This is a genomic window from Candidatus Kinetoplastibacterium crithidii (ex Angomonas deanei ATCC 30255) (genome assembly GCF_000319225.1).
Classification (GTDB): Bacteria; Pseudomonadota; Gammaproteobacteria; order Burkholderiales; family Burkholderiaceae_B; genus Kinetoplastidibacterium; species Kinetoplastidibacterium crithidii_B.
In genome coordinates, this window is sequence record NC_019815.1 from 712,593 (window position 1) to 737,142 (window position 24,550).

Below are 24,550 nucleotides of genomic sequence, written 5' to 3' on the forward strand. Positions count from 1 at the left end.
GTTTGAGTCATGCCACATTATCGTTCACGTACTTCTACTTATGGTCGCAATATGGCCGGTGCACGCGCTTTATGGCGAGCTACTGGGATGAAAGATAGCGATTTTGGAAAACCAATTATTGCTGTTGTAAATTCTTTTTCACAGTTTGTGCCAGGTCATGTTCATTTGCGCAATTTAGGTATGTTGGTCGCAAAAGAAATTGAATCAAGTGGTGGTGTTGCTAAAGAGTTTAACACTATCGCTATAGATGATGGAATTGCTATGGGTCATGGAGGGATGTTGTATTCATTACCTTCTAGAGAATTAATAGCTGATTCTGTGGAATATGTTGTAAATGCTCATTGTGCTGATGCGATGGTATGCATTTCAAATTGCGATAAAATTACACCTGGAATGTTGATGGCTTCTATGAGGTTAAATATTCCTACTGTTTTTGTTTCTGGTGGTCCTATGGAAGCAGGTAAAATTGTTTCCGTTGTAAATAATGTTATATCTAAAATAGACCTTGTTGATGCCATGATAGTTGCTGGTGATTCTAATATCAGTGATGAGGTTGTAGAAGAAACAGAGAGATCTGCCTGTCAAACTTGTGGTTCTTGTTCTGGTATGTTTACAGCTAATTCTATGAATTGCTTAACAGAAGTGATTGGATTGGCGTTACCTGGAAATGGAACATTATTGGCTACACATGCTAAACGAAGAGAATTATTTAAGTCAGCTGGTCGTTTAATTGTCGATTTATGTGATCGTTATTATAAGAAAGAAGATTATTCTGTTTTACCAAGGAGTATAGCAACCAAAGAATCTTTTGAAAATGCTATGGCTCTAGATGTTGCTATGGGTGGATCTACCAATACAGTGCTACATTTATTGGCTGCAGCAAGGGAAGCTGGTGTTAACTTCACAATGGTTGACATAGACAGGATATCTAGAAAAGTTCCATGTTTATGTAAATCTGCACCTGCTACTAGCAAATATCACATAGAAGATGTACATAGAGCTGGCGGTGTTATGGGAATATTAGGGGAGCTTTCCAGAGCAAATCTATTAGATCTCTCCACAGTTAATATAAATGGTGGAACATTAGGTGATGTTATAAAAAAATGGGATCTAGCAGATTCTCCTTCTGAAGAAGTAAAAACTTTTTATAAAGCTGCTCCTGGTGGTATAAGAACAACTGAAGCTTTTAGTCAAGATTCTTATTTTGATGATTTGGATATTGATCGTGTTTCAGGTTGTATACGTAATCTAGAAAATGCATATTCTAAAGATGGTGGTTTAGCTGTTTTATACGGCAATATAGCAGAAAAAGGTTGTATAGTTAAAACGGCTGGTGTTGATGAGTCACAATTAATTTTCCAAGGAAGAGCTCGTGTTTTTGAGAGTCAAGATTCTGCAGTGGAAGCAATTTTAGGAGATAAGATCTTAGCAGGTGATATAGTTGTGATTCGATACGAAGGTCCTAAAGGAGGACCAGGAATGCAGGAAATGTTGTATCCGACTTCCTACTTGAAATCAAAAGGATTAGGTAAAACATGTGCCTTGTTTACTGACGGTAGGTTTTCAGGTGGATCATCTGGGTTAGTTATAGGACATGCTTCTCCTGAGGCAGCTGAGGGAGGGTCTATTGCTTTAATTGAAGAAGGGGATGATATATCTATAGATATACCTAATAGAAAAATTAGTCTTTTAATTACTGATATAGAATTGATTCGTCGTCGTAACTCAATGTTAGCAAAAGGTGATAAGGCATGGAAACCATTAAATCGTGATCGTTTTGTTTCTAATGCATTGAAAGCATATGCTCTACTTGCTACTTCAGCTGATTGTGGTGCTGTACGAGACATATCCAAACTTGATAAGTGTTAATTACTCTGAAGTTAATAGCCTTACTTCTTTAAGGAAGTAAGGCCTAATATTTATATTTTTTTAAGTTGCCTTATGTCTCCAGTATTGCCACCATTTTTGATAGTTCGTTGGTTATTATTATTGATTATAGTAACGGGACTGTATTTCATAAAAAGTTTTTTAATGCCTTCTTTAGCAGCTTTGATTATTGGTTTAGCTAGCTGGCCAATTTACCATCGTGTTTTGTATATGCTTGGTGGTAGGAATACATTAGCTGCTTCTGTTTCTTTATTGTTTTTTTTATTGGTTTTAGTTATTCCTATTACATGGGCATTTGCTTATACAGTTCATGAAGCAAGTGTTTTCATAAAATGGGCAATTACAGCTAATAGAAATGGAATAGAAATTCCTATATGGATATCTTCTATACCTCTTTTAGGAGATAAATTATCAGATTATTGGAATTTGTATTTTGGTGAGTCATATGCTTTGGGCAAAACAGTACAGATGATAAGTGGAGAACATCTTGGTAATATATATCGTATGTTGTTGTCTGCTACAGGAAATGTTTTTCATTCATTGTTATCAATTTTTTTTATGTTGATTACGCTGTTTTTTGTGTACAGAGATGGTAAGAATATTTTATCTCAGATAGATGTTCTTGGGAAAAGCATGTTGCCTGATAGATGGATTCAATTATCACGCTTAGTTCCAGCAATGATAAGTTCTACAGTGACAGGAATGGCTCTTATTGCAATGGGCGAAGGAGTAATTCTTGGATTTGCTTATTGGGTTTCTGGTGTGCCTTCATTTGTATCCTTGGGTTTGATTACATGTTTTTTAGCTTTAGTGCCTGGTGGAGCTCCTTTTATATTTACCATGGTTTCATTATATTTATTAGCATCAGGTAGAATGTTTGCATCCATAGGTTTATTTATTTGGGGCACTTTAGAATTATTCATTGTTGACAAGACCATTAGACCTAAATTGGTAGGTGGTCCAGTAAAACTACCTTTTTTACCAACATTCTTTGGTTTGGTAGGAGGTTTAAAAACACTTGGTTTGATAGGACTGTTTATCGGCCCTGTGTTGATGGCATTGATAGTTTCTATATGGCGTGAATGGGTTTCAAGCATTAGAAACAAAAATCAACATCAGAAAATCAATAATGATTAAAGAATATATTGGTGCCCGGGGCCGGACTCGAACCGGCATGCCTCTCGGCGGGGGATTTTGAGTCCCCTGCGTCTACCAATTTCACCACCTGGGCAACAACAATAATGAATTATACACGCTCTTGAAAAATTATGCATCATCTCCATACTAAAATTATGATATTTTTAATTTAATTGTTTTAATTTAATTCTTATTCCTTAATTATGAGCCAAAATAGTCAATCTGAAAAAATGAGTTTTCAAGCTGAAGTAAAACAATTGCTTCATTTGATGATACATTCCCTATACAGTAATAAAGAAATATTTTTGAGAGAGTTAGTTTCTAATGCGTCGGATGCATGTGATAAGTTGCGTTTTGAATCTTTAGACAATCCTGATCTTTTATCTAAAGATTCAAAATTTAGCATAATTGTTTCTTATGACAAAGATAAACATACCATCACTATTTCTGATAATGGAATAGGTATGTCTAGAGAGGAAGTTATTAATAATCTAGGGACTATAGCAAAGTCTGGCACTAAAGATTTTTTTAAAAGTTTAAGTGGAGATAAACAAAAAGATGCTCAATTAATTGGTCAATTTGGTGTTGGGTTTTATTCTTCTTTTATTATAGCAGATAAGGTTAAAGTGACTACTCTTAAAGCTGGATTAAGCAAAGAGTTTTCTGTTAGTTGGGAATCTGATGGGTTAGGTGAGTTCATTGTCTCTGAGTCAAATCGTGAGACACATGGAACTGATATTGAACTACATATAAAAGAAGACTCATTTGATTTGTTAAATGGTTGGAGGTTAAGAGAAATTTTGCATAAATATTCTGACCATATATCTTTGCCTATATACATGTTTAAAGAAGAGTGGGACGATGAGAAAAAAACACAAATTCAAACCAATGATCTAGAAATAGTTAATAAATCTAATGCATTATGGGCAAGACCAAAGTCTGATATTATTGAAAGTGAATATAAAGAGTTTTATAAAGTTTTATTCCATGATTTTGAAGACCCATTGTTTTGGACTCATAATAAAATAGAGGGTCGTAGCGAATATACACAGTTATTTTTCATTCCAAAACATGCTCCATTAGACATATGGGATAGAGATAGTAGTCATGGTATTAAGCTGTATATAAAGCGTGTATTTATTATGGATGACTCAGAACAATTGCTTCCAAGATATTTACGTTTTGTGAGAGGTATTATAGACACGTCAGATCTTGAATTGAATGTTTCTAGAGAAATTTTGCAAGAAAGTAAAGATATATTTTCTATAAAAGAAGCATCCATTAAACGAATATTAGGTTTGTTAGATGATGCAGCAAAAAACAAGGCAGAAGATTACAATATATTTTGGAATGAGTTTGGTCAGATTCTTAAAGAAGGTATAGGAGAGGATTTTGCCAATCAGGAAAAAATTGCTAAATTGTTAAGATTTGTTTCAACCTATGGTGAAGATGATAGTCAATATACATCTCTTTCTGAATACGTATCTAGAATGGATTCGAAGCAAGAAGGTATATATTATATTACTGCTGATTCTTTAATGGCTGCTAAAAACAGTCCGCATTTGGAGATATTCCGCAAAAATAATATAGAGGTTTTATTATTGCCTGATAGAATAGATGAATGGATGATCTCTCATTTGAGGGATTTTAATGGAAAGCCTCTTATTTCTATAGCAAAAGAAGGTTTTGATGTAAGTAAAATTAGTGGTGAAGTGGATATAAAGAACCCTGCTGAGATATCAGAATCTTCAAAATCAATCATAACGAAAATAGAAAACTTGTTGAAAGATCGCGTTAAATCTGTCAAGGTTTCTTCTCGTTTGATAGATTCTCCTGCATGTATTCTTGTAGAAAAAAATGAACTAAGTCCTCATATGGTTCGTATTTTGAAGGCTGCAGGACAAAATCCGCCAGATTCTAAATTGATTTTGGAAGTAAATCCAGATCATGATTTTTTTAAGAAACTAAGTGATTTAGATGATGCTGATTTTGAGCAATGGTCAAATTTGTTGCTTGATCAGGCAATCCTGACTAGTGGAGGCAATTTAAATGACCCAGTTGCTTTTGTCAGATGTTTAAATAGTATTCTTTTAAAAACCTAATAAAAATTGTCTTAAAAAGAGTTTGCAATATAATTTGCAACTCTTTTTAACTACTTGGTTCATGATTTTATATAAATATATATGCTAGATAATTTGACTAAACGATTTTCAAAAATTATAAAAAAAATAAAGGGAGAGGCTCGTTTAACTGAAACGAATACTAGCGATATGTTACGCGAAATACGAATAGCTTTATTAGAGGCAGATGTTTCTTTTGTTGTAGTTAAAGATTTTATAGATAGTATTAAGAAAAAGTGTCTTGGTGTTGAAGTTGTTGATAGTTTAAATCCTGGGCAAGTATTGGTTAGTATTGTTCATAAAGAATTAGTTAGAGCTATTGGTGGGGATTTTGGAGAATATTCTACAGAGATATCTTTGGATTCTAAACCTCCTGCTATTATTCTTATGGTTGGTCTGCAGGGAGTAGGAAAGACTACGACCGCTGGAAAATTGGCATATTGGTTTAAAAATGGTCATCATGTTAGAAATGGAAAACTAACAGGTAAAAAAAAGGTGCTCTTAGTTAGTACTGATATATATCGTCCAGCAGCAATAGAACAATTAAATATTATAGCTAATCAGATAGAGGTAGATTTTTTTGATGTTAAAACATCTTTAAAACCATGTGATATAGCTATTGAAGCTTTAGATTATTCTCGCCGTCATTATTATGATATTGTTATTTTTGATACAGCTGGTCGTCTTGGCATAGATGATTTTATGATGAATGAAATAAAGTCATTACATAAAATAGTTAGTCCTATTGAAACATTATTTATTGTTGATTCTATGCAAGGGCAAGATGCTATAAATACAGCCAAAGCATTTTCTGAAGTTGTTCCAATAACTGGGATTATTTTAACAAAGTTAGATGGTGATTCTAGAGGTGGGGTAGCCTTGTCTGTGAGTAAAGTCACAGGAAGACCATTGAAGCTTGTTGGTGTATCAGAAAAAATAAATGGGTTAGAATTATTTCATCCAGATCGTATGGCTAGTCGAATACTAGGTATGGGAGATATTCTTTCTCTAGTTGAACAAGCTCAAAAGAATATAGATTTTAATGATAATAATAGAACGATAAATTTATTGAAATCTAAGGATAAATTTGATTTTAATGATTTTTATGAACAAATTTCTCAAATGAAGAAAATTGGTTCTATGAGTGATTTGTTAGATAAACTGCCAGAAGGGCTACAAATTCCTAGTCGAGCTTTAGGAAGCAACAATCCTGATAAAATGATTATCAAAACAGAGGCCATCATTAATTCCATGACTTTATTAGAAAGGAGTAAACCAGACATAATAAAGTCATCTAGGAAACGTAGGATATCCAAAGGATCAGGAACAACAGTTCAAGATGTTAATAACTTAATTAAACAGTTAGATCAAATGCAGTCGATAGTTAAAAAAATTAAAAAGAACGGTTTTGGTAAAATTTTTCGTTCTATAACAGGGGTTAATAATTTTTTTAAGTAGAGCGTTAATTCCTATATTAACCACCACCTATAGCTGATACTATTTCCACAACATCTTCGTTTTTTAAGAATGTTTCATTGTATTTATGTTTTGGTATGATATTGCTATTTAATTCTATTGCTATTTTTTTGTTATCATGCTGTAAGCTTGATAGTAGCTCCAATATGGAAATATTATTTTGAATATTTAATTCTTTGCCGTTAAGTTGAATTTTCATTTTGTATACCATTTGAGATATATTGTTGCAATTTACACGTTTGATTGTATCAGATGTATAAAATTTATCAAATCTATATTGCCACCAGTAATTATTATTCCTATTCTTTTATTTTTAATTTCGTTTTTGATGTTTTGTATGGCAGCAAACCCTAAGCAACCTGTTGGTTCTACAATCATTTTTAGTTTATTTGCTAGTGTAGACATAGATTCTATTAGTTGTGAGTCGCTTACTGTTAAAATATCTTTCACATATTTCTGAATGATATAAAAATTTTTTTCTCCTAGAGATTGAGTTTGTGCTCCATCGGCTATAGTTTGAGGTGTACTTATTCTAGTTAAAATCCCTGTTTTTAATGATATTTGTCCATCATTAGCATTGATAGGTTCTACGCCATATACGTCACATAGTGGATTTTTTTCTTTTATATATAATGATGATCCAGATAATAAACCTCCACCTCCTACTCCCATAAATACAGCATCTAAATTATGAACTTCTTCGAATAGTTCTTTTACTACTGTTCCTGATCCAGCTATTACATCATTATTATTATATGAAGAAATTGGGATGGCTCCAGTTTTTTTTACTAATTGGTCTAATATTTGTTCTCTATCATCATTATATCTATCGTATAGTATTATGTTGCAGTTTTTATATTTTTTGGTATTGTATATTTTAATTTTAGGAGCATCTGTGGGCATAAGAATAGTTGATTTGATACCTAATATTTCAGATGCTTTTGCTATTGCTTGTGCATGATTACCGGATGAAAAAGTAATAACTCCTAGTTTTTTTTCTTGAGTTTTTAGATTTGCTAAAGCGTTAAATGCCCCTCTAAATTTAAATGCTCCTGTAATTTGTAGGTTTTCACATTTGAAAAAAAAATCAGCATTAAATATATCGTTAATATCTGGAGATACTAAAACTGGTGTTTTACAAACATAATCAGCAATTCTTTTAGATGCGAGTACAATATCTTCTGCACTTGGTAATGAAAGATTATTTTCCATGTTTGTTTAATAGGTTATATTTTTATGTGTACATTTTAAATGTCCATTCCTAAGTTTTTAGGAAATTTAGCTTACTTTCATACCAGGGAAGGCTCCGCTATCTGGTTCTATGAGATAAATTTTTTTGTTATCTGTTTCTTCCTTATTGCTTGCAGCTAGAATCATTCCTTCTGAAATGCCAAATCTCATTTTCCTTGGTTTCAGATTAGCAACAAAAATAGTTAGTTTTCCAACAAGTTCTTCAGGTTTATATGAGGACTTTATCCCTGAAAAAACATTTTTGCTAGGTTCATTGTTACCTATATCTAGTGTTAATTGTAGTAGTTTTTCAGAATTTTTTACTTCTTCACATTTAGTAATTTTTGCTACTCTTAGATCTATTTTCATAAAGTCTTCTATGTTAATAGATGGGTTTTCTTGTTTGTGATCCATATTTTCAATTGTAGATTGAGTGTTTTCAAATAATTTTATAAGTTGTTCTTTTTCTGCCCGTTGCATCAGATGCTCAAATTTATTTATAGTTAATGGTAGTTCTTGGATATCAGCCCAATCAAAATCTTTTTTCATGCCAAATAGATCAATAGATATTTTCTTAGATGTTTTAGGCAATATAGGACTTAACATTATTGATAGTGCTTTGAATCTAGCTAATGTGCAAGAGCAAATAAATTGTAATTTTTTATAATAACTACAATTAGTATCCTCTATTTTTTTTGCAATTTCCCAAGGTTTTTCATTATCAAAACACTGATTTGTGTAATCAGCATAGGACATTATTTCTTTAATAGCTCTGCTGTATTCACGATCTTCTAAGTTTTTTCTAACTATTTCTGTGCGCAAATATAATTCTTGTGATAGCTCTTTTTCTTTTTCGTAATAGTTAAGTTTGCCACCAAGATATTTTGCTATTAATTGGCATGTGCGACTTGCAATGTTAATATATTTACCTATCAAATCGCTATTTATCTTTCTTATAAAATCATCAATAGTAAAGTCTATATCTTCTATTTTGGAGTTTAATTTTGATGATAGATAATATCTTAGCCATTCTGGATTTAGGCCTAATTCTAAATATAATAATGGGGAGATTCCTGTGCCACGACTCTTGGACATTTTTTCTCCATTCACAGTGATAAAACCATGAACATTAATTTCATCAGGTGTTTTTCTTCCAGAAAATTTTAGCATAGCTGGCCAGAAAAGAGCGTGAAAGTATATTATGTCTTTGCCAATAAAATGAATTTGTTCTACATTATTATTGGGATCTAAAATCTCATCAAAATCAATGTTACTTTTTTTACAAAATGCTTTCATAGAAGCTAAATAGCCAATAGGAGCATCTAACCAAACGTAAAAATATTTTTTTGGAAAATCTGGTATTTCTATTCCAAAATAAGGTGCATCTCTGGAAATATCCCAGTCGTTTAGATTTACATTAGAAGGATCTGATCCTAACCATTCTTGTATTTTAGAGAAGACTTGATCCTGTAATTTTTTCTTTCCTTGTTTATTCTTGCTTGTAGTCCACTCTATTAAAAAATCAACACATTCCTTGCTAGATAATTTAAAAAATAAATGTTCAGAAGATTTGAATACTGGAGTTGCTTTTGTAAGAGAAGAATAAGGATTTATTAGCTCTGTTGGTTTATATGTAGATCCACAAGATTCACAAGAATCGCCATATTGATCTTTAGAGTGACATTTGGGGCATTCTCCTTTTATATATCTATCAGCAAGGAACATTTTTTTTTACTGGATCATAGAATTGATTTATACTTCGTAGTTCAATCAAATTATTTTCTTTAAGATGTTTATATATTTCTATGGCTAGTTCTTTATTTTCTTCTGAATCTGTTGAGTGCCAATAATCAAAATCTACATAAAATCCATTCAAATATAATGGTCTTTCCAATGAATAACGAGTTGTTAGTTCTCTTGGAGATATTCCTTCTGCTTCCGCTTTCAACATAATAGGTGCGCCATGAGCATCATCTGCTCCGATAAAATATACCTTGTGGCCAGACATTCTCATAGATCTTACCCATATGTCAGCTTGTATATATTCCATGATATGTCCAAGATGCAAAGAGCCGTTGGCATAAGGTAAAGCAGTGGTAACAAAGAGAGTGCGTTGCATATAATTATTATAAATTTGATGTGTTTCTTGTATTGCCTATGAATAGCATTCATACTTAATGTATGATGGATGATAATATATTTTATATTAGATATCCTTTATATTGTTAAATATTTGTTTGCTTAATCATAGATATTTATTCTTATTATAATGATTTTTTTTTTGAAATTGTGAGTTTATTTTAAATGAGTACAACTATAGAACAAATTAGAGCCATATTACATAGTATAAAAGATCATAATGGTATAGATATTTTAAATAAATATTCTAAGGTTCTTATAGATGTAAATGAAGGATTGGTAATAATAAATTTGGAGTTAAATTATCCAGTAAATCAGTCCATAGATGTATTAATGAAGGAAAAGATCGTTCATGCTCTTGAAAGCATAGGTGTTTTAAAAGTATATATTAATATTACATGGCAAGTTATGACACATGTAACTAGCAACTTACTAAAATCATATACAGGCGTTAAGAATATTATTGCTGTTGTGTCGGGAAAAGGAGGGGTTGGAAAGAGTACTGTTTCTGCTAATCTGGCCTATTCATTATATTTGTTGGGAGCCAGAGTAGGTATAGTTGACGCTGATATTTATGGTCCTAGTATCCCTATAATTATGGGAGTTAGTGATCAACCTGAAATTATTGAACATGATAGAATGGTTCCAATTATTAAGCACGGTATTCAATTAAATTCATTAGGTTTTTTATTGGATTATGATTCACCGGCTGTATTACGTGGGCCAATGATTACGAAAATATTCGAACAGCTAGTTAGTAAAACCAAATGGTGTGACCTGGATTATCTGATCGTAGATATGCCACCAGGAACTGGTGATATTGCACTTAGTCTTGCAAAAAATGTTCCTGTTGTAGGAACAGTTATAGTTACTACACCACAAGATGTATCTTTAATGGACGTCAGACGTTGTATAAAGATGTATAAGAAAGTTGGAACTAGAATACTTGGAATTATAGAGAATATGTCTTCTTATGTCTGTCCTCATTGTATGAATGGCAGCAATCTTTTTGGCAGTGGTGGAGGCAAGCGTATATCTGCACAGTATGATGTGCCATTGCTAGGAGAGTTGCCATTTGATAATTATATTCGTAGTCAGTCTGATATTGGAGAATTTTTAATATTTAATAATCCATTAACAAATATTGCTAATAAGTACTTAGATATGTCTATTAATTTATCAAAGCAGATAGCTCTTTTGCCAAAGAACGATAGGAATATTTTTCCACCTATAGTATCCAGATAATTGTAAAAATATAAAATGAATCGTTTTATAATCAATATATTTGTAATTCTACAATTTTTAATAATGTCTTTTTCATATGCATTTGGTCATACTGAAATTTTAATTGAATCTGAAGATTTACCTAGAGAAGTTGTAGATGCAACTTTGAATTCTGTACGTTCTATTGCTAAGTTAATTGAGGATCAAGATGGAGGGGAAATTAATAGACTGCGCCGTAGAGCTTATGATTCTGTTATGACATCTTTGGCAGCTGATGGCTATTTTTGCCCGGTAGTAAACTTTGATGTTAATAACAAAGGTTGTAATGAAAAATGGAAGATTAGTATTATTTCTGGCAAACGGGCTATAGTTTCAAAAGTAAATCTAAGGTTTACAGGTCGCATTAGTTATAGTGATTACGAAGATCGTATAGAGAAGTTAAGTACTAGTTGGGCTCTTCCAGTTAGTAATGTTTTTACAAACAATGACTGGGCTAGTGCTAAAAAAAAATTGTTAGATTCTGTAACATCTAGAGACTTTTTATTAGCTAAAATAACTAATTCTGAAGCTAAAATAGATACAGAAACATCAGAAGTGGAATTGTCATTAGTAATAGATAGCGGTCCGCTTGTTTTAACTGGTGAAGTTCATACCCATGGTTTTGTGAAAATTCCATCCAGTCTAGTTTGTAGATATACAAATTATAAAGAGAACAAACCTTTTAATCAGGATTTGTTAGATGATTGGCAACAGTACCTGCAGTCAACAAAATTTTTTAGCGGTGCATTTATAACTATTGACTCAATGCATGATAATCTTTTTAAGAAGAATATTTTTAGTGGTAGCCATGAAGATAAATATGGTTTGTTTAATTTTGATAATAATTTAACAATAAATTCCAGTCAGCTTAATTTATCTAGTTATGATAATAAAGATGAGGTTACTTTACCAGTTCATGTAATAGTTATTGAGTCACCTTTAAAACAGATGGTATCTTCTATTGGAATTGATGATGGAGCAGCAGGGTTAAGATTTGAAAGCGTTTATAAGCAAAATATGCTTAGAGATTTTCCTGTAACTTTATCTTCCGGAGTGGGGGTCGATAGATTACATAAAAGGTTGTTTGTTGATATAAATTTGTTGCCAAGAGCTAATGGGAAAAGAGACTCTTTCGGAGTTTTATGGGATACTTCCGATGCTCATGGATTAAAAGTAACTCGTTCTGCTTTTGGTTTTACAAGATCAAATAATGGGTATAATAGTATTTATCAAGATAAAAACAGCATAAGTTATGAAACTAGTTACCAATCTTTACTGGCATATGACTATATCGACGTAAAGCATGACTGTAATTTTTCTTTGCCTACAGTTACTAATACCTTTTCTATTTCTCGTGTTCATGTAGATAGTAAATATAATCCTAAAAAAGGTAATATCTCAGCTATGAGTATGGCTATAGGTTTATCTTTAAATAAAATTATTCCATATGCCCGCATAAAATTCAGGTCTCAATATTGGTGGCCTATTTTTAATAATGGTGTTGCAACTTTGAGGGCGGAATTTGGTAAGATATGGCCATCTAATAATCAAATATTAATCCCAGACGATTTTGGTTTTCGCATAGGTGGAGCTAGATCTATTAGGGGTTACACTTATCAAAGCATAGGTTCTCAGCGAGGATTTGCAGTTGTTGGTGCTAGTATGATGTCTGTTGTAAGTGCTGAATATAATCATTATTTTAATGAAAGATTTGGATATAGTTATTTTATTGATTTGGGTGATGCTTTTAATTTTGTTAATCAGATGAGATTAGCCCTAGGCTATGGTATTGGGTTAAGAGTGCGTACTCCAGCTGGTCCATTATCATTGGATTTAGCTTATGGCTATAGGAATCATGATCTGAAATTACATTTTTCGTTAGGAATTGTATTTTGAGTGATTTTCGCCAAAGAATTCGTATTTTTTTTAGTTGGATGCTACCAATCTTTTCCATTTTTGTAGCTGTTATATGTGGTATGGTTTTTTGGGTTGTTTTTTCCAGCAGTGGTAGCAAAATGCTAGTTGGTGTCGTTGCTAATCATTTTGGAGGTAGAGTATCTATTGTTAACGGTACAGTTATTAATGGTTTGAATTTAAAAAACTTGCATTTAACTGTTTTAAACTCAGAAATAGAAATAGAAAATTTGCATATTAACATAAAACTAGAGTCTTTATTTAGAGGTCTTTTTAAGATTACTGACTTGTCAATTTCTTCGTTATGCATAGAGGTATTGGAAGATAGAGGAAATGCAAATAAATATAAAAATAATACAGTTACATCAGATAACAAATCTTTTTTTGCTATAGAAGTAGATAATATTAATATAGAAAATATTCTTCTAAAGTATAGTAATAAATTTCTTGGTGATGTGCAGTTAAGAAAACTATTTGCTAATTTTAAGATTGATCAAAAGAAATCAGTATGTTCTATAAATAATTTAGAAATTAAGACTAATAGATTTGATAGCAATTTAACTGGATATTTAGCATTTGAAAGTCAAAAGTCTATTGTATTTAATTCAGAGCTTAGGCTTGAAAATAAAATTAATAGTTTTATGAGTACGCAGGATGATGCATATGGTTTTTTGAATCCTGCTTTATTTGATTCTTCAGTACAAGTCAAAGCCACTGGTTCTTTTAATCAAATTATTATGGCTATAAATGCTGAGAATAGTGAGATGGTAGCTAATAGTGCAATTGTCTTACAGAGAAGATCAGGTTTTGAAATTAAGAAAGTAAGCATTGATTTATATCAATTTAGGAATTCTGGTTCTATTTCCTTTATGGCAAATAATATAAGAAATGAAATAAATGTTAATCTTTCTTTATCTAGTCTAGATAGTAGTCTTTTTTTTGTGGAAAATATCCCTAGGGTCATAATTGGTCTGAACTCTGACGTCAAAATAGATTTTAATAATAATAAAACAACGGATGTTAGTGTCGATTTTATAATTGATGATGAAAGCAAGTGGGGCGATAGCCCAATGAATGGTTATTTTGGCATTGGGTTTAAAATTTTTAATAATGTTAATTATCTTAATTTTTTAGATATTTTGGAGAGATGCCTTGTTAACAGGCTCAAAGGTTCAATAAGTATTGGGTCTAATAACGTTGAGATTAATAGTTGTACTGAAATTAGTGAAAATATTTTGAGTATTAGTGTTTTAATGCCTGATATTAAGAAAATTTGGTACAAGTTTAGTGGTTCTATTGATATGAAAATTAACTTTTCTGGAGATTTGTCCAGCTATTATGGAGAAGTTAAAGCTTTTTTTGATAAGGTAAGATTTAGTGATTTTTATAAATGGAAAGATCTAAAGATACAAACAGATTTTAAAGGCACTCGTAATAAAGATAAGAATATAGCTTGGGATTTAGATATTTCAAGATTAAATGTTAAGTTAGATAATCTTAGGGTAACTCTTATAGATTTATTAACCTTTAAATTGCTTATTGAAAATTATTCAGAATGGTATTGGTCCATAAATCAATTTAATATGATTTTTGAGTCTATTGATAATGGCAAGGTTCTTTTTAATAGCGAAAGTTGTAGAGGCACACAAAATGGTTGGGAAACGCATGGACAATTTAAAAATTCAGTGTTTGATAGTTCTATATTTGTGGATCTTGCAAAAATACTTGGCATCAATCTTAATTTGCCTAAAATTGAAAGAGATATGCCTGATAATTCCAAAAAAATATTTATGTATGGTAGTTGGAATGTTCAATATGGAAAAAATTTATCTGGTGATTTTTCTTTAAGAATTTATGAAAATGATGATAAAGAACAATTAGATCAATTGTTTTTATTGGATATAAATCTAGAACATATAAAAAATGTAACTAATAAATTAGATATGTTATTAAAAATACAAGATCCAAAAATTGGAATAATTGATGGTTTTTGCTCTATGTTTTTTAGTATTGATTCGAGAGGATTAATAATTTTAGATAAAGAAAAAATTTTTGCAAAATTAAATGCTGACATAAAAGATTTATCTGTATTTAATTATTTTTTAAAAGACAATGTAGAAATTGGTGGCGCAGCAAAAAGCCTTATAGAAATAAATGGTTTTGTTGATAAGGAATTAGTTGCTAGTGGTTTTGTTAATGGCGAGAAGTTAAAATTAATTAGAGTGGATGATGGAATCAGGTTATTAGATGGTAGTTTAGATGCTTATTTATTAAATAGCCAACTCATTATAAATCGTCTCTTTTTTCCTGCTAATTATAGAGTGATACCTCAAGATATACGTGTGCGCGATCATTTAACTTTGATAAATAAAAATATTACAGAAGGTCATATATCAGCTAGTGGTAATATAGACTTTTCTCGTAATTATAGTAGAGTAGAATTTGATGTGCGACAATTTCCTATTTTACAGCGTTCAGATTGTTATGCTGTTATTTCAGGAAGATTATTCACAGATTTATTTTATAAAAAAATATATGTTGGTGGAAAGTTACTAATTGATACAGGATCAGTATGTTTAGATTCATTTAGAACCTGCTCTTCTTTAGATGATGATGTGAAATTAGATTCATTTATTCTCGAGTCCCATAAAGAGAACTCTAGAGATATAGAAGTAAAATCTGATCTAGCACTTGATTTAGGAGATAGATTCTATTTAACTGGATTGGGGTTTGATACAGGTTTGTTAGGCTCACTTAGATTATCTCTTAAAAACGATGGTCGTTTTTCTTGTCTAGGTACAGTTACAGCTTCTGAGAATGGAGTAATAGAATTTTATGGACAGAGGTTAAGTTTTAATAGAGGAAATCTTACTTTCCAAGGACGTGTAGATAATCCATTAATTGATGTTGAAGCTGTTAGGTTAGGTAAGCAGGTAGAGCCTGGTGTGAAAATATCAGGCACGTTACAACATCCAATTATAGATTTAATATCTTACCCTAATGTTAGCGATGTTGAGAAAATATCATGGTTGTTGCTTGGAAGAGGTCCAGATGAACAAACTATGGATATTAGTTTCTTGCTTTCAGTAGGGGCTGCTTTTTTAAGTGGAGGACAACCTTTTTACAGGCAGTTTGGTTTAAGTAATTTTGATATTCGTAGTGGTTCAATCGGGAAATCTGGTAGCATTTTACCAGACCACATAGTAGCTGGTGGTATTAATAAAGATAGTTACAATGATTTTTCAACGCAGTTTGTTGTTTTAAGCAAACAATTTGCCAATGGTATAAATTTAAGTTTAGAACAATCGTTAGTTGCTAGTGAAACAGTTGCTAGGATTAGTTATAGGCTTTCTCGTCGTTGGTCTTTTGATATGAAAGGTGGTTCTGTAAATGGAGTTGCTTTTATTTACCGAACTTTTTTTGATGATTAGTGTTCTTTTTGCAGACGACTTAACAAGACTAAGATATTTTTAATATTTTTTCTTGTTGAGAGCAAAAAATTCACGAACGTATAAATATATTGTAATAATTATGAGTATTAAGAGTGATCGTTGGATTCGTGCTGCTGGGAAGGAGGGAATGATTTGCCCATTCGAGCCTTATTTAGTAAATGAAAATCAAGGGCGTCGTATTGTTAGTTATGGTACTAGTAGCTACGGATATGACGTGCGTTGTGCAAAGGAATTTAAAATTTTTACAAATATTAATCATGCTATAGTTGATCCTAATGCTTTTGACGAGAAATCTTTTGTAGATTTTTATGGTGACGTATGTATTATTCCTCCTAATTCATTTGCTCTTGCAAGGACTATAGAGTACTTTCGAATTCCTCGTAACATACTTACTATATGTTTGGGTAAAAGCACTTATGCTCGTTGTGGAATTATTGTTAATGTAACTCCTTTAGAGCCTGAATGGGAAGGGCATGTAACACTAGAGTTTTCTAATACTACTCCTTTACCGGCCAAGATATATGCTGGTGAAGGCTGCGCCCAGATGTTATTTTTAGAAAGTGCTGAAACATGTGAAATATCATATGCTGATCGTAGTGGGAAATATCAAAAACAAACTGGTGTTACTTTACCTAGGTCTTAATTTTTTGTTGTTTTAATTTTTTGTGATTTGATTCATTAGTTAAATTGTTTAGGATATATGCAAATGAAGTTCTTGTTTCCAATTTTTATCATAGATGAGGATTATCGTTCAGATAATGCCTCTGGTTTAGGAATCAGAGCATTGGCAGATGCTATTGAAGCACAAGGTATGCAGGTTATTGGAGTAACTGGTTACAATGATATAAGCTCTTTTGCTCAGCAACAAAGTAGGGCAAGTGCTTTCATTCTCTCTATAGATGATGAAGAGTTTGATGTAGATTCTCCGGAAGATGTGGCAACTGCTATTAAGAAATTGCGAGTATTTATAGGGGAAGTAAGGTTTCGTAATTCTGATATACCAATTTATTTATATGGTGAAACAAGGACATCAGAACACATTCCTAATGATATATTGCGAGAGCTACATGGATTTATTCATATGTTTGAAGACACACCAGAATTTGTTGCTCGTCATATAATCAGAGAAGCTAATAGTTATATAGCTAGTCTTGCTCCTCCATTTTTTAGAGAATTAGTGAAATATGCGCAGGATGGTTCTTATTCTTGGCATTGTCCAGGACATTCTGGTGGTGTAGCTTTTCTAAAAAGTCCTGTCGGTCAGATGTTTCATCAGTTTTTTGGTGAAAACATGTTGCGCGCAGATGTTTGTAATGCAGTTGATGAGCTAGGTCAACTACTTGATCATACTGGCCCAATATCTGATTCTGAAATTAATGCTGCTCGTATTTTTAATGCAGATCACTGTTATTTTGTTACCAATGGTACTTCTACATCAAACAAAATAGTATGGCATGCAAATGTTGCGGCAAATGATATAGTATTGGTTGATCGTAACTGTCATAAATCTATATTGCATGCAATAATTATGACTGGTGCAATCCCTGTGTTTTTAAAGCCTACTAGAAATAATTTTGGTATTATTGGGCCAATAGCTCTAAGTGAATTTGATCCATCAAATATTAGAAAGAAAATAGAAGAGAATCCACTTACTAAGAATCTCGAAAATAAGAAACCAAGAATTTTAACTTTAACTCAAAGTACTTATGATGGTGTCATATATAATGTTGAAATGATAAAAGAATACTTAGATGGTTATGTTGATACCTTGCATTTTGATGAGGCATGGTTACCACACGCATCTTTTCATGATTTTTATCGCAATATGCATGCTATAGGACAAGAAAGACCACGTAATGTAAACTCAATTGTTTTTGCTACTCATTCAACTCATAAATTATTAGCTGGAATATCACAAGCTTCTCAAATTATTGTACAAGAGTCACAGAATAGTAAATTTGATCACGCTTCTTTTAATGAAGCGTATTTGATGCATACCTCTACTTCTCCACAGTACGCAATTATTGCATCTTGCGATGTTGCTGCTGCTATGATGGAACCTCCAGGTGGAACTGCCTTGGTAGAGGAAAGTATAAGAGAAGCTATGGATTTTAGGCGAGCGATGCGCAAAGTTGAATCAGAGTATGGTAAAGATGACTGGTGGTTTAAAATATGGGGTCCAAATAAAATAATGCCTGATAGAATAGGTAGTCAGGATGATTGGATGCTTGACTCTGATAATCAGTGGCATGGATTTGGTCAGCTAGCTGATAATTTTAATATGCTTGATCCAATTAAAGTTACAATAATTACACCAGGGTTAAGCATGTCAGGTAGTTTCGATGAAACTGGGATTCCTGCTTCTCTAGTCTCTAAATATCTTACAGGACATGGGGTTGTAGTAGAAAAAACTGGTCTTTACTCTTTTTTTATTTTATTTACTATTGGGATAACTAAAGGACGCTGGAATACTTTATTAACTGCTTTGCAACAATTTAAGGATGATTATGATCGTAATCAACCAATGTGGAGAATATTGCCTGAGTTTTGTAAAATCAATAAAAAATACGAAAAACTTGGTTTAAGAGATTTATGTGACTTGATACATGAAGATTATCGTAAATATGATGTAGCAAGATTAACTACTGAAATGTATTTGAGTGATATGGTGCCTGTTATGAAGCCATCTGATGCTTTTGCAAAAATTGCTCATCGTGAGGTAGAAAAGGTTGAAATTTCTCAATTGGAGGGTCGAGTTACTGGTGTTTTATTAACTCCATATCCACCGGGTATTCCATTGCTAATTCCTGGTGAAAGATTTAATAAAATTATTATCAAGTACCTAGAGTTTGCTCAGATTTTTAATAATAATTTTCCAGGTTTTGAAAACTATATACATGGCTTAACAATTGATAATAATACTAAACAATACTATATAGATTGTTTAAAATAATTATTCCATAATAGTCCTCTTGCTATTTTTTTATATATTACAAAATCATATTTGAGACCATTTTCAGGTAGTTGATGGTCTCTTTTTTCTTCTATCCATAACTTTTTATTTATTTTTGGGAAAAAAGCATCACCTTGAAATTCATTATGAATTTCAGTGGCTATAATGGTAGAGGATAAAGGCATGAATTGTTTATATAATTGCTCACCCCCTATAATAAATACTTTTTGTTTAGTGCTACACTTTTGAATGGCATCATATAAAGAATATGCTGCTACACCATCCTTGAATGTAAGGCTAGTGTTATTAGTTATAATAATATTTTTTCTATTTGGCAATGGTTTTATTTTTAGTGATTCCCATGTTTTTCTACCCATTATTATTTGATTATTGATAGTTGTCTGCTTAAAATGTTTCATATCACCAATTAGATGCCATGGAATAGTATTTTGGCGCCCTATAACTCTATTTTTTGAATATGCGACTATTATAATTATTTCCATAAATAAGTGTAAATTCGGTTGTTTATTAAACTGCAACTGTAGCTTTTATATGAGGATGATGTTTGTAATCTTTGATTTCAAAAGATTCATACTTATACTGAAATATAGAATCTGGGTTTTCATTAATCCTTAATGTTGGCATTGTTAAAGGCGAACGAGATATTTGTATTTTTGCTTGCTCAATATGATCATTATATATGTGGCAATCACCACCAGTCCATATTAACTCAGATACTTCTAGGTTGCATTGTTGAGCAATCATATGAGTTAGTAAAGCATAACTTGCTATATTAAATGGCACTCCTAAGAAAACATCGGCGCTTCTTTGATAAACTTGGCAGGAAAGTTTATTATTTGCCACATACATTTGAAATAGTATGTGGCATGGGGCTAATGCCATTTTATTAATATCAGATACATTCCAAGAAGAGACAATAAGTCTTCTTGAATTGGGGTTATTTCTAATTTGATCAATAAGATTACTTATTTGGTCTATATGCTCTCCATTGTTGGTAGGCCACGATCTCCATTGGACTCCGTAAACAGGACCCAGATTACCATTTTCATCGGCCCATTCATTCCAAATTCTTACTCCATTTTCTTGTAGCCATGTTATATTGCTATCACCATTTAGAAACCAAAGTAATTCAATAATAATGCTTTTCATATGTATTTTTTTTGTTGTGACCAGAGGAAATCCTTTTGTTAAATCGAATCTCATCTGATAACCAAAAATTGATATTGTTCCAGTTCCAGTTCTGTCTTCTTTTTTAGACCCGTTATTCAAGATGTGTTCTAATAGTTTTGTATATTGATACATATATAGTTTTATCGAATTTGGTGAAAGATGTTGTGTTTTACGTTATGAGAATTATTATGTAATTTATATAATATTCTTCGAATGCAAAGTCTTATATATAATATATTTTATTGGAATTTCTTATATTTATTTTTGCTCTAATTTTTGTGAATTAAATTCCAAAAGTCATAAATATATTAATTATAATACTATAATCAATCATGTATTGTAGAAGATCTTAGAGTTATTAATTATATTCTATAAATTTTTTAAACATGTATTTGTATATAGATGTTTCTTAACCTAGATTATATGTTTCTGACTAATATTTATGAAATGTTTGAGAAAAACTTATATTATAAGAATAGTTAAACGAATTAGTTACCATATAATTAGTTATTTAAGAGAAAAGTATATCAATGAGCTTTTTAAACACTCTATCATCAATAGTAGGCTCTGATCATGTATTGACAGGAGAAAAGGCCTTGCCTTTTTTATCTGATTGGCGTGGTCGTTATAAAGGAAATGCTATAGCTATAGTTCGTCCTAGTAGTGTACAGAGTATTATCAATATTGTGCGATTATGTAAACAGTATAATATTGCAATCGTACCTCAAGGAGGAAACACTGGATTGTGTGGTGGGAGCATACCTAATAATAATTCGAAAGATTCTATAATATTATCTAGTACTAGACTTAATCAAATTAGAGAGATAGACCTATCGAACAACTCCATAGTTGTAGAAGCTGGGTGCACTTTACAGAAATTACAGGATATTTCTTTAGAGAAGAATAGATATTTTCCATTAAGTTTGGCTTCGGAGGGAACCTGTACTATTGGTGGTAATTTGGCAACAAATGCTGGCGGTACGCAAGTTCTCAGATATGGGAATATAAGAGAACTGACTCTTGGTATAGAGGTTGTTAGTCCTGATGGATATGTTATTGATTTGCTAAGGGCACTCAGAAAAGATAATACAGGATATAGTTTAAGGGATCTGTATATTGGTAGTGAAGGCACTCTCGGTATTATTACTGCAGCAGCATTAAAATTATTTCCAATTTGTGATAAAAAATGGGCTATTTTAGTTTCTTTATCTTCTATAGAAAATGCTATTGAATTTCTAATGGAAACTCGTTGTGTTTTTGATGCATCTTTAACTGCCTTTGAATTAATTAGTCAATTTTGTTTAAACTTGTCATTGAATTTTTTAAATGACAAGAAATATAGATTAGACACTGATTTTATTGACCATCCATGGTTTGTTTTATTGGAAATATCAGCTATTGGTGATATTCGAGAGGTTGATGACTTTATGTCAAATAGAATTAAAATTTTTTTAGAGAAGTGTATTGTTCTTGGGTATATAGATGATGCAATTATTTCATTTGACAATTTACATTTTGCATCTTTGTGGCATTTAAGAGAAAGCATACCATTAGCGGAAAAAGATTTTGGCAAAGGCATTAAACATGATATATCTTTGCCTGTTTCTGTAATACCTAGTTTTCTTAGTGATATGGAAAAGTCTCTTAGATTACATTTTAATGGTGTGCAAATAGTTGTATTTGGGCATCTTGGTGATGGTAATCTTCACTATAATGTTTTTAAATCTATCGATCAGTCAGAAGAAAGTCTTTTATCTTTACAGTGGCAAATTTATGATTTGGTGCATAGTAAAGTACATGATTTTGGGGGTTCTATTAGTGCAGAGCATGGTATAGGTCAATTAAAAGTTAATGAGTTGCAAAAGTATAAGAATGCTGGTGCGTTGGATATAATGCGTAGGCTGAAGAAATCTGTTGACCCAGATAATATGATGAATCCAGGTAAAGTATTAGATATCTAAATAATTATTTCTGACATTTTGGACAATAATAAGTGGACCTTTTATTTTGAGAGATTTTTAGAATGTAATTTTCATTGCATACAACACATTTCTCTCCCTCTTTATTATACACACAGGCATATTGCTCTATATATTTACCAGATACACCATTAGTATTTGCAAAATTTTTTAAAGAACTACCTCCAGACTCTATTGCAATATAAAGAATACTTTTTATTGTGTTAGCAAGCAGTTCGCATTCTTTAAAAGAAAGCATTTTAGCAATTTTCATAGGATTGATTTGTGCTTTGAATAAACTTTCAGATGCATAAATATTACCTGTTCCCACTACAATTTTTCCACTAAGTAACGCTTGTTTTATTGAACAACTACGTTTTTGAAATTGATTAAATAAATATTGTCCATTTAATTCTTTCGAAAACGGTTCTAATCCTAGGTTTTTTATTAGTGGATGTTCGTCGATAGAGCCATTTTGTTTAGGATGCCATATAACAGCACCAAAGCGTCTAGGGTCATTTAACCTCAGAGAAAAATTTTCAAAAAACCATTCTATATGATCATGTTTTGCTAAAACATTATTCTTTTCGCTAAATTTTAATGATCCAGACATTCCTAGGTGTATTAGTTGTATACCATGTTCAAAATGAATTAATAAGTATTTACCTCTTCGTGAGCAGCTTATAACTAGCTTGTTTTCTAAGATTTTATTTAAATCTTCTCTAACAGGCCAGCGAAAACGACTTTCTCGAATAACAATTTTTTTTAATTGTTTATTTGTAATCTTATTGTCCAATTCTTTTTTTATTATTTCTACTTCTGGTAATTCTGGCATTTTTAGTCTAATTTATTTAATAATTAAGGGAAGTATTGCGATTTATTACTCACTCTTAATTTGTTGTTTTGATTAATAATGTTATTTAGAGTTGCATTTTTATTTTATTGATTTTTTTGATAAAAACAAAATTTATAAAGCACTTATTTGTGTTCAAATGAGATATCTACTATGAGACTTTTAAGGCAATTACAATGTCAATATTAGATAATCTACATTATGCTATAATTTATAATATATAGCATTTGTATACTAGATATAAACTATGGTTTTTATATACGAAGAGAAAATGTGATTTCTATAATCTATTATACATTTTTGCGATAAGAATATGAAAAATTATATTCATGGGATCTAATACAAGAGAAAATCATGTTTATCAAAGTTTTTAATATATAAAATTTTTGAGAATTACATATATTTTTATTTTTAGAGCTATTTGCTACGATAATAAAAAGCAGTGCTAATTTTTGATTGATATAACTTGTTTCTAATATATTTTGTTAGCTCAGTCAAATATTTACATCAATATAATAAGATTTAGTCAATTTTCTTTGAAAAAAAATTTAAATCGGGTTACAATTAAAAAAAGATTATAAGGCTTTGGGTTCTTTTTTAGCAAGAATGATTTCTAGCATATCATTCCTGATAGTTTTCCTGCAGTCAGAGAAATAGTTGATTTTGTCAAAAGTGTGGTTTTATTTGGACTTTTGTTCCTAGCCATATATTTGTAAAGTATAATGACTGCGATAATGTTCTTTTGGCATAAAGGAAAATAAATACTATAATGAATATCGAAAGTGGAGTCTTCAAGAATTCGAAGGTTATGTTTTGTTCAATATTATTCTAGTCTTGATATTCATCCACTATAAGAATTGGTTGCTATTTAAATTAATGGGGAGTCGCCAAGTTGGTTAAGGCACCGGATTTTGATTCCGGCATTCGAAGGTTCGAATCCTTCCTCCTCAGCCAATAAGTGATTGGTATCTAGTAGG

15 protein-coding genes, 2 tRNA genes and 1 pseudogene are annotated in these 24,550 nt (G+C 31.4%); 11 read left to right on the forward strand and 7 right to left on the reverse strand.

The window, feature by feature from the left end:
* The first annotated feature begins 9 nt into the window (after nucleotides 1–9).
* On the forward strand, nucleotides 10–1,869 hold the full coding sequence (gene ilvD, locus CKCE_RS03405; RefSeq protein WP_015238921.1) for a dihydroxy-acid dehydratase: 1,860 nt from the start codon (nucleotides 10–12) through the stop codon (nucleotides 1,867–1,869).
* A 72-nt stretch (nucleotides 1,870–1,941) separates the two neighbouring features.
* The gene (locus CKCE_RS03410; protein WP_015389049.1) at nucleotides 1,942–3,024 is read left to right on the forward strand and encodes an AI-2E family transporter; all 1,083 of its coding nucleotides are present in this window, start codon (nucleotides 1,942–1,944) and stop codon (nucleotides 3,022–3,024) included.
* A 9-nt stretch (nucleotides 3,025–3,033) separates the two neighbouring features.
* On the opposite strand, the gene CKCE_RS03415 is transcribed toward CKCE_RS03410, so the two are convergent.
* A tRNA-Leu gene (locus tag CKCE_RS03415) sits at nucleotides 3,034–3,118 on the reverse strand.
* Between the two features lie 109 nt (nucleotides 3,119–3,227).
* Here CKCE_RS03415 and htpG point away from each other — a divergent pair.
* Both htpG and ffh read left to right on the forward strand, forming a co-directional pair.
* Nucleotides 3,228–5,126, forward strand: coding sequence for a molecular chaperone HtpG (htpG, locus tag CKCE_RS03420; protein WP_015238923.1), 1,899 nt, complete (start codon nucleotides 3,228–3,230; stop codon nucleotides 5,124–5,126).
* An 81-nt stretch (nucleotides 5,127–5,207) separates the two neighbouring features.
* A complete protein-coding gene (ffh, locus tag CKCE_RS03425) occupies nucleotides 5,208–6,602 on the forward strand; it encodes a signal recognition particle protein (protein ID WP_015238924.1) in 1,395 nt (464 codons plus the stop codon).
* Nucleotides 6,603–6,618: 16 nt separating this feature from the next.
* Here the strand turns inward: ffh and thiS are convergent, their stop codons facing one another.
* The 3 genes and pseudogenes from thiS to metG all read right to left on the reverse strand — a co-directional run bounded on the left by thiS (nucleotide 6,619) and on the right by metG (nucleotide 9,969).
* Complete coding sequence (thiS, locus tag CKCE_RS03430) at nucleotides 6,619–6,819, reverse strand: sulfur carrier protein ThiS (RefSeq protein ID WP_015389050.1); 201 nt, start codon at nucleotides 6,817–6,819, stop codon at nucleotides 6,619–6,621.
* A 32-nt stretch (nucleotides 6,820–6,851) separates the two neighbouring features.
* Nucleotides 6,852–7,832, reverse strand: a complete 981-nt coding sequence (locus CKCE_RS03435; protein WP_015238926.1) for a pyridoxal-phosphate dependent enzyme — start codon at nucleotides 7,830–7,832, stop codon at nucleotides 6,852–6,854.
* Nucleotides 7,833–7,898: 66 nt separating this feature from the next.
* Nucleotides 7,899–9,969: pseudogene (gene metG, locus CKCE_RS03440) on the reverse strand (methionine--tRNA ligase).
* A gap of 185 nt (nucleotides 9,970–10,154) precedes the next feature.
* Between metG and CKCE_RS03445 the strand changes: the two are divergent.
* From CKCE_RS03445 to CKCE_RS03465, 5 genes are all read left to right on the forward strand, one after another.
* Entirely contained in the window at nucleotides 10,155–11,234 is a 1,080-nt protein-coding gene (locus CKCE_RS03445; RefSeq protein WP_015238929.1) for an Mrp/NBP35 family ATP-binding protein, read from the forward strand.
* 63 nt (nucleotides 11,235–11,297) lie between these two features.
* A complete protein-coding gene (locus CKCE_RS03450; protein WP_015238930.1) occupies nucleotides 11,298–13,148 on the forward strand; it encodes an autotransporter assembly complex protein TamA in 1,851 nt (616 codons plus the stop codon).
* Nucleotides 13,145–16,597: a translocation/assembly module TamB domain-containing protein gene (locus CKCE_RS03455; protein WP_225968703.1), complete on the forward strand. Its 3,453-nt coding sequence runs from the start codon at nucleotides 13,145–13,147 to the stop codon at nucleotides 16,595–16,597. Before CKCE_RS03450 ends, CKCE_RS03455 begins: the two co-directional genes overlap by 4 nt.
* A gap of 100 nt (nucleotides 16,598–16,697) precedes the next feature.
* Nucleotides 16,698–17,261 carry a dCTP deaminase gene (gene dcd / locus CKCE_RS03460; protein WP_015238932.1) on the forward strand — a complete coding sequence of 188 codons (564 nt, stop codon included), beginning with the start codon at nucleotides 16,698–16,700 and terminating at the stop codon, nucleotides 17,259–17,261.
* A gap of 63 nt (nucleotides 17,262–17,324) precedes the next feature.
* Nucleotides 17,325–19,571 (forward strand): arginine/lysine/ornithine decarboxylase, encoded by a 2,247-nt coding sequence (locus CKCE_RS03465; RefSeq protein ID WP_041572063.1) that lies wholly within the window; start codon nucleotides 17,325–17,327, stop codon nucleotides 19,569–19,571.
* On the opposite strand, the gene CKCE_RS03470 is transcribed toward CKCE_RS03465, so the two are convergent.
* Both CKCE_RS03470 and CKCE_RS03475 read right to left on the reverse strand, forming a co-directional pair.
* A complete protein-coding gene (locus CKCE_RS03470) occupies nucleotides 19,550–20,074 on the reverse strand; it encodes a dihydrofolate reductase (RefSeq protein ID WP_015238934.1) in 525 nt (174 codons plus the stop codon). The two genes, CKCE_RS03465 and CKCE_RS03470, sit on opposite strands and share 22 nt — an antisense overlap.
* 25 nt (nucleotides 20,075–20,099) lie before the next feature.
* Complete coding sequence (locus tag CKCE_RS03475) at nucleotides 20,100–20,894, reverse strand: thymidylate synthase (protein ID WP_015238935.1); 795 nt, start codon at nucleotides 20,892–20,894, stop codon at nucleotides 20,100–20,102.
* A gap of 398 nt (nucleotides 20,895–21,292) precedes the next feature.
* On the opposite strand from CKCE_RS03475, the gene CKCE_RS03480 reads away from it, so the two are divergent.
* Nucleotides 21,293–22,723, forward strand: a complete 1,431-nt coding sequence (locus CKCE_RS03480; RefSeq protein WP_015238936.1) for an FAD-binding oxidoreductase — start codon at nucleotides 21,293–21,295, stop codon at nucleotides 22,721–22,723.
* Between the two features lie 4 nt (nucleotides 22,724–22,727).
* Here CKCE_RS03480 and mutM read toward each other — a convergent pair whose 3' ends face one another.
* Nucleotides 22,728–23,555, reverse strand: a complete 828-nt coding sequence (gene mutM, locus CKCE_RS03485; protein WP_015238937.1) for a bifunctional DNA-formamidopyrimidine glycosylase/DNA-(apurinic or apyrimidinic site) lyase — start codon at nucleotides 23,553–23,555, stop codon at nucleotides 22,728–22,730.
* Between the two features lie 895 nt (nucleotides 23,556–24,450).
* Between mutM and CKCE_RS03490 the strand changes: the two genes are divergently transcribed.
* Nucleotides 24,451–24,527 (forward strand) — tRNA-Gln (locus CKCE_RS03490).
* The last annotated feature ends 23 nt before the right edge of the window (nucleotides 24,528–24,550 follow it).

Excerpts from the sequence above, each read along its gene's own strand:
- ilvD (WP_015238921.1), top strand. The coding sequence starts at position 10 with ATGCCACATTATCGTTCACGTACTTCTACTTATGGTCGCAATATGGCC.
- CKCE_RS03410 (WP_015389049.1), top strand. The coding sequence starts at position 1,942 with ATGTCTCCAGTATTGCCACCATTTTTGATAGTTCGTTGGTTATTATTA.
- htpG (WP_015238923.1), top strand. The coding sequence starts at position 3,228 with ATGAGCCAAAATAGTCAATCTGAAAAAATGAGTTTTCAAGCTGAAGTA.
- ffh (WP_015238924.1), top strand. The coding sequence starts at position 5,208 with ATGCTAGATAATTTGACTAAACGATTTTCAAAAATTATAAAAAAAATA.
- thiS (WP_015389050.1), bottom strand. The coding sequence starts at position 6,819 with ATGAAAATTCAACTTAACGGCAAAGAATTAAATATTCAAAATAATATT.
- CKCE_RS03435 (WP_015238926.1), bottom strand. The coding sequence starts at position 7,832 with ATGGAAAATAATCTTTCATTACCAAGTGCAGAAGATATTGTACTCGCA.
- CKCE_RS03445 (WP_015238929.1), top strand. The coding sequence starts at position 10,155 with ATGAGTACAACTATAGAACAAATTAGAGCCATATTACATAGTATAAAA.
- CKCE_RS03450 (WP_015238930.1), top strand. The coding sequence starts at position 11,298 with ATGTCTTTTTCATATGCATTTGGTCATACTGAAATTTTAATTGAATCT.
- dcd (WP_015238932.1), top strand. The coding sequence starts at position 16,698 with ATGAGTATTAAGAGTGATCGTTGGATTCGTGCTGCTGGGAAGGAGGGA.
- CKCE_RS03465 (WP_041572063.1), top strand. The coding sequence starts at position 17,325 with ATGAAGTTCTTGTTTCCAATTTTTATCATAGATGAGGATTATCGTTCA.
- CKCE_RS03470 (WP_015238934.1), bottom strand. The coding sequence starts at position 20,074 with ATGGAAATAATTATAATAGTCGCATATTCAAAAAATAGAGTTATAGGG.
- CKCE_RS03475 (WP_015238935.1), bottom strand. The coding sequence starts at position 20,894 with ATGTATCAATATACAAAACTATTAGAACACATCTTGAATAACGGGTCT.
- CKCE_RS03480 (WP_015238936.1), top strand. The coding sequence starts at position 21,293 with ATGAGCTTTTTAAACACTCTATCATCAATAGTAGGCTCTGATCATGTA.
- mutM (WP_015238937.1), bottom strand. The coding sequence starts at position 23,555 with ATGCCAGAATTACCAGAAGTAGAAATAATAAAAAAAGAATTGGACAAT.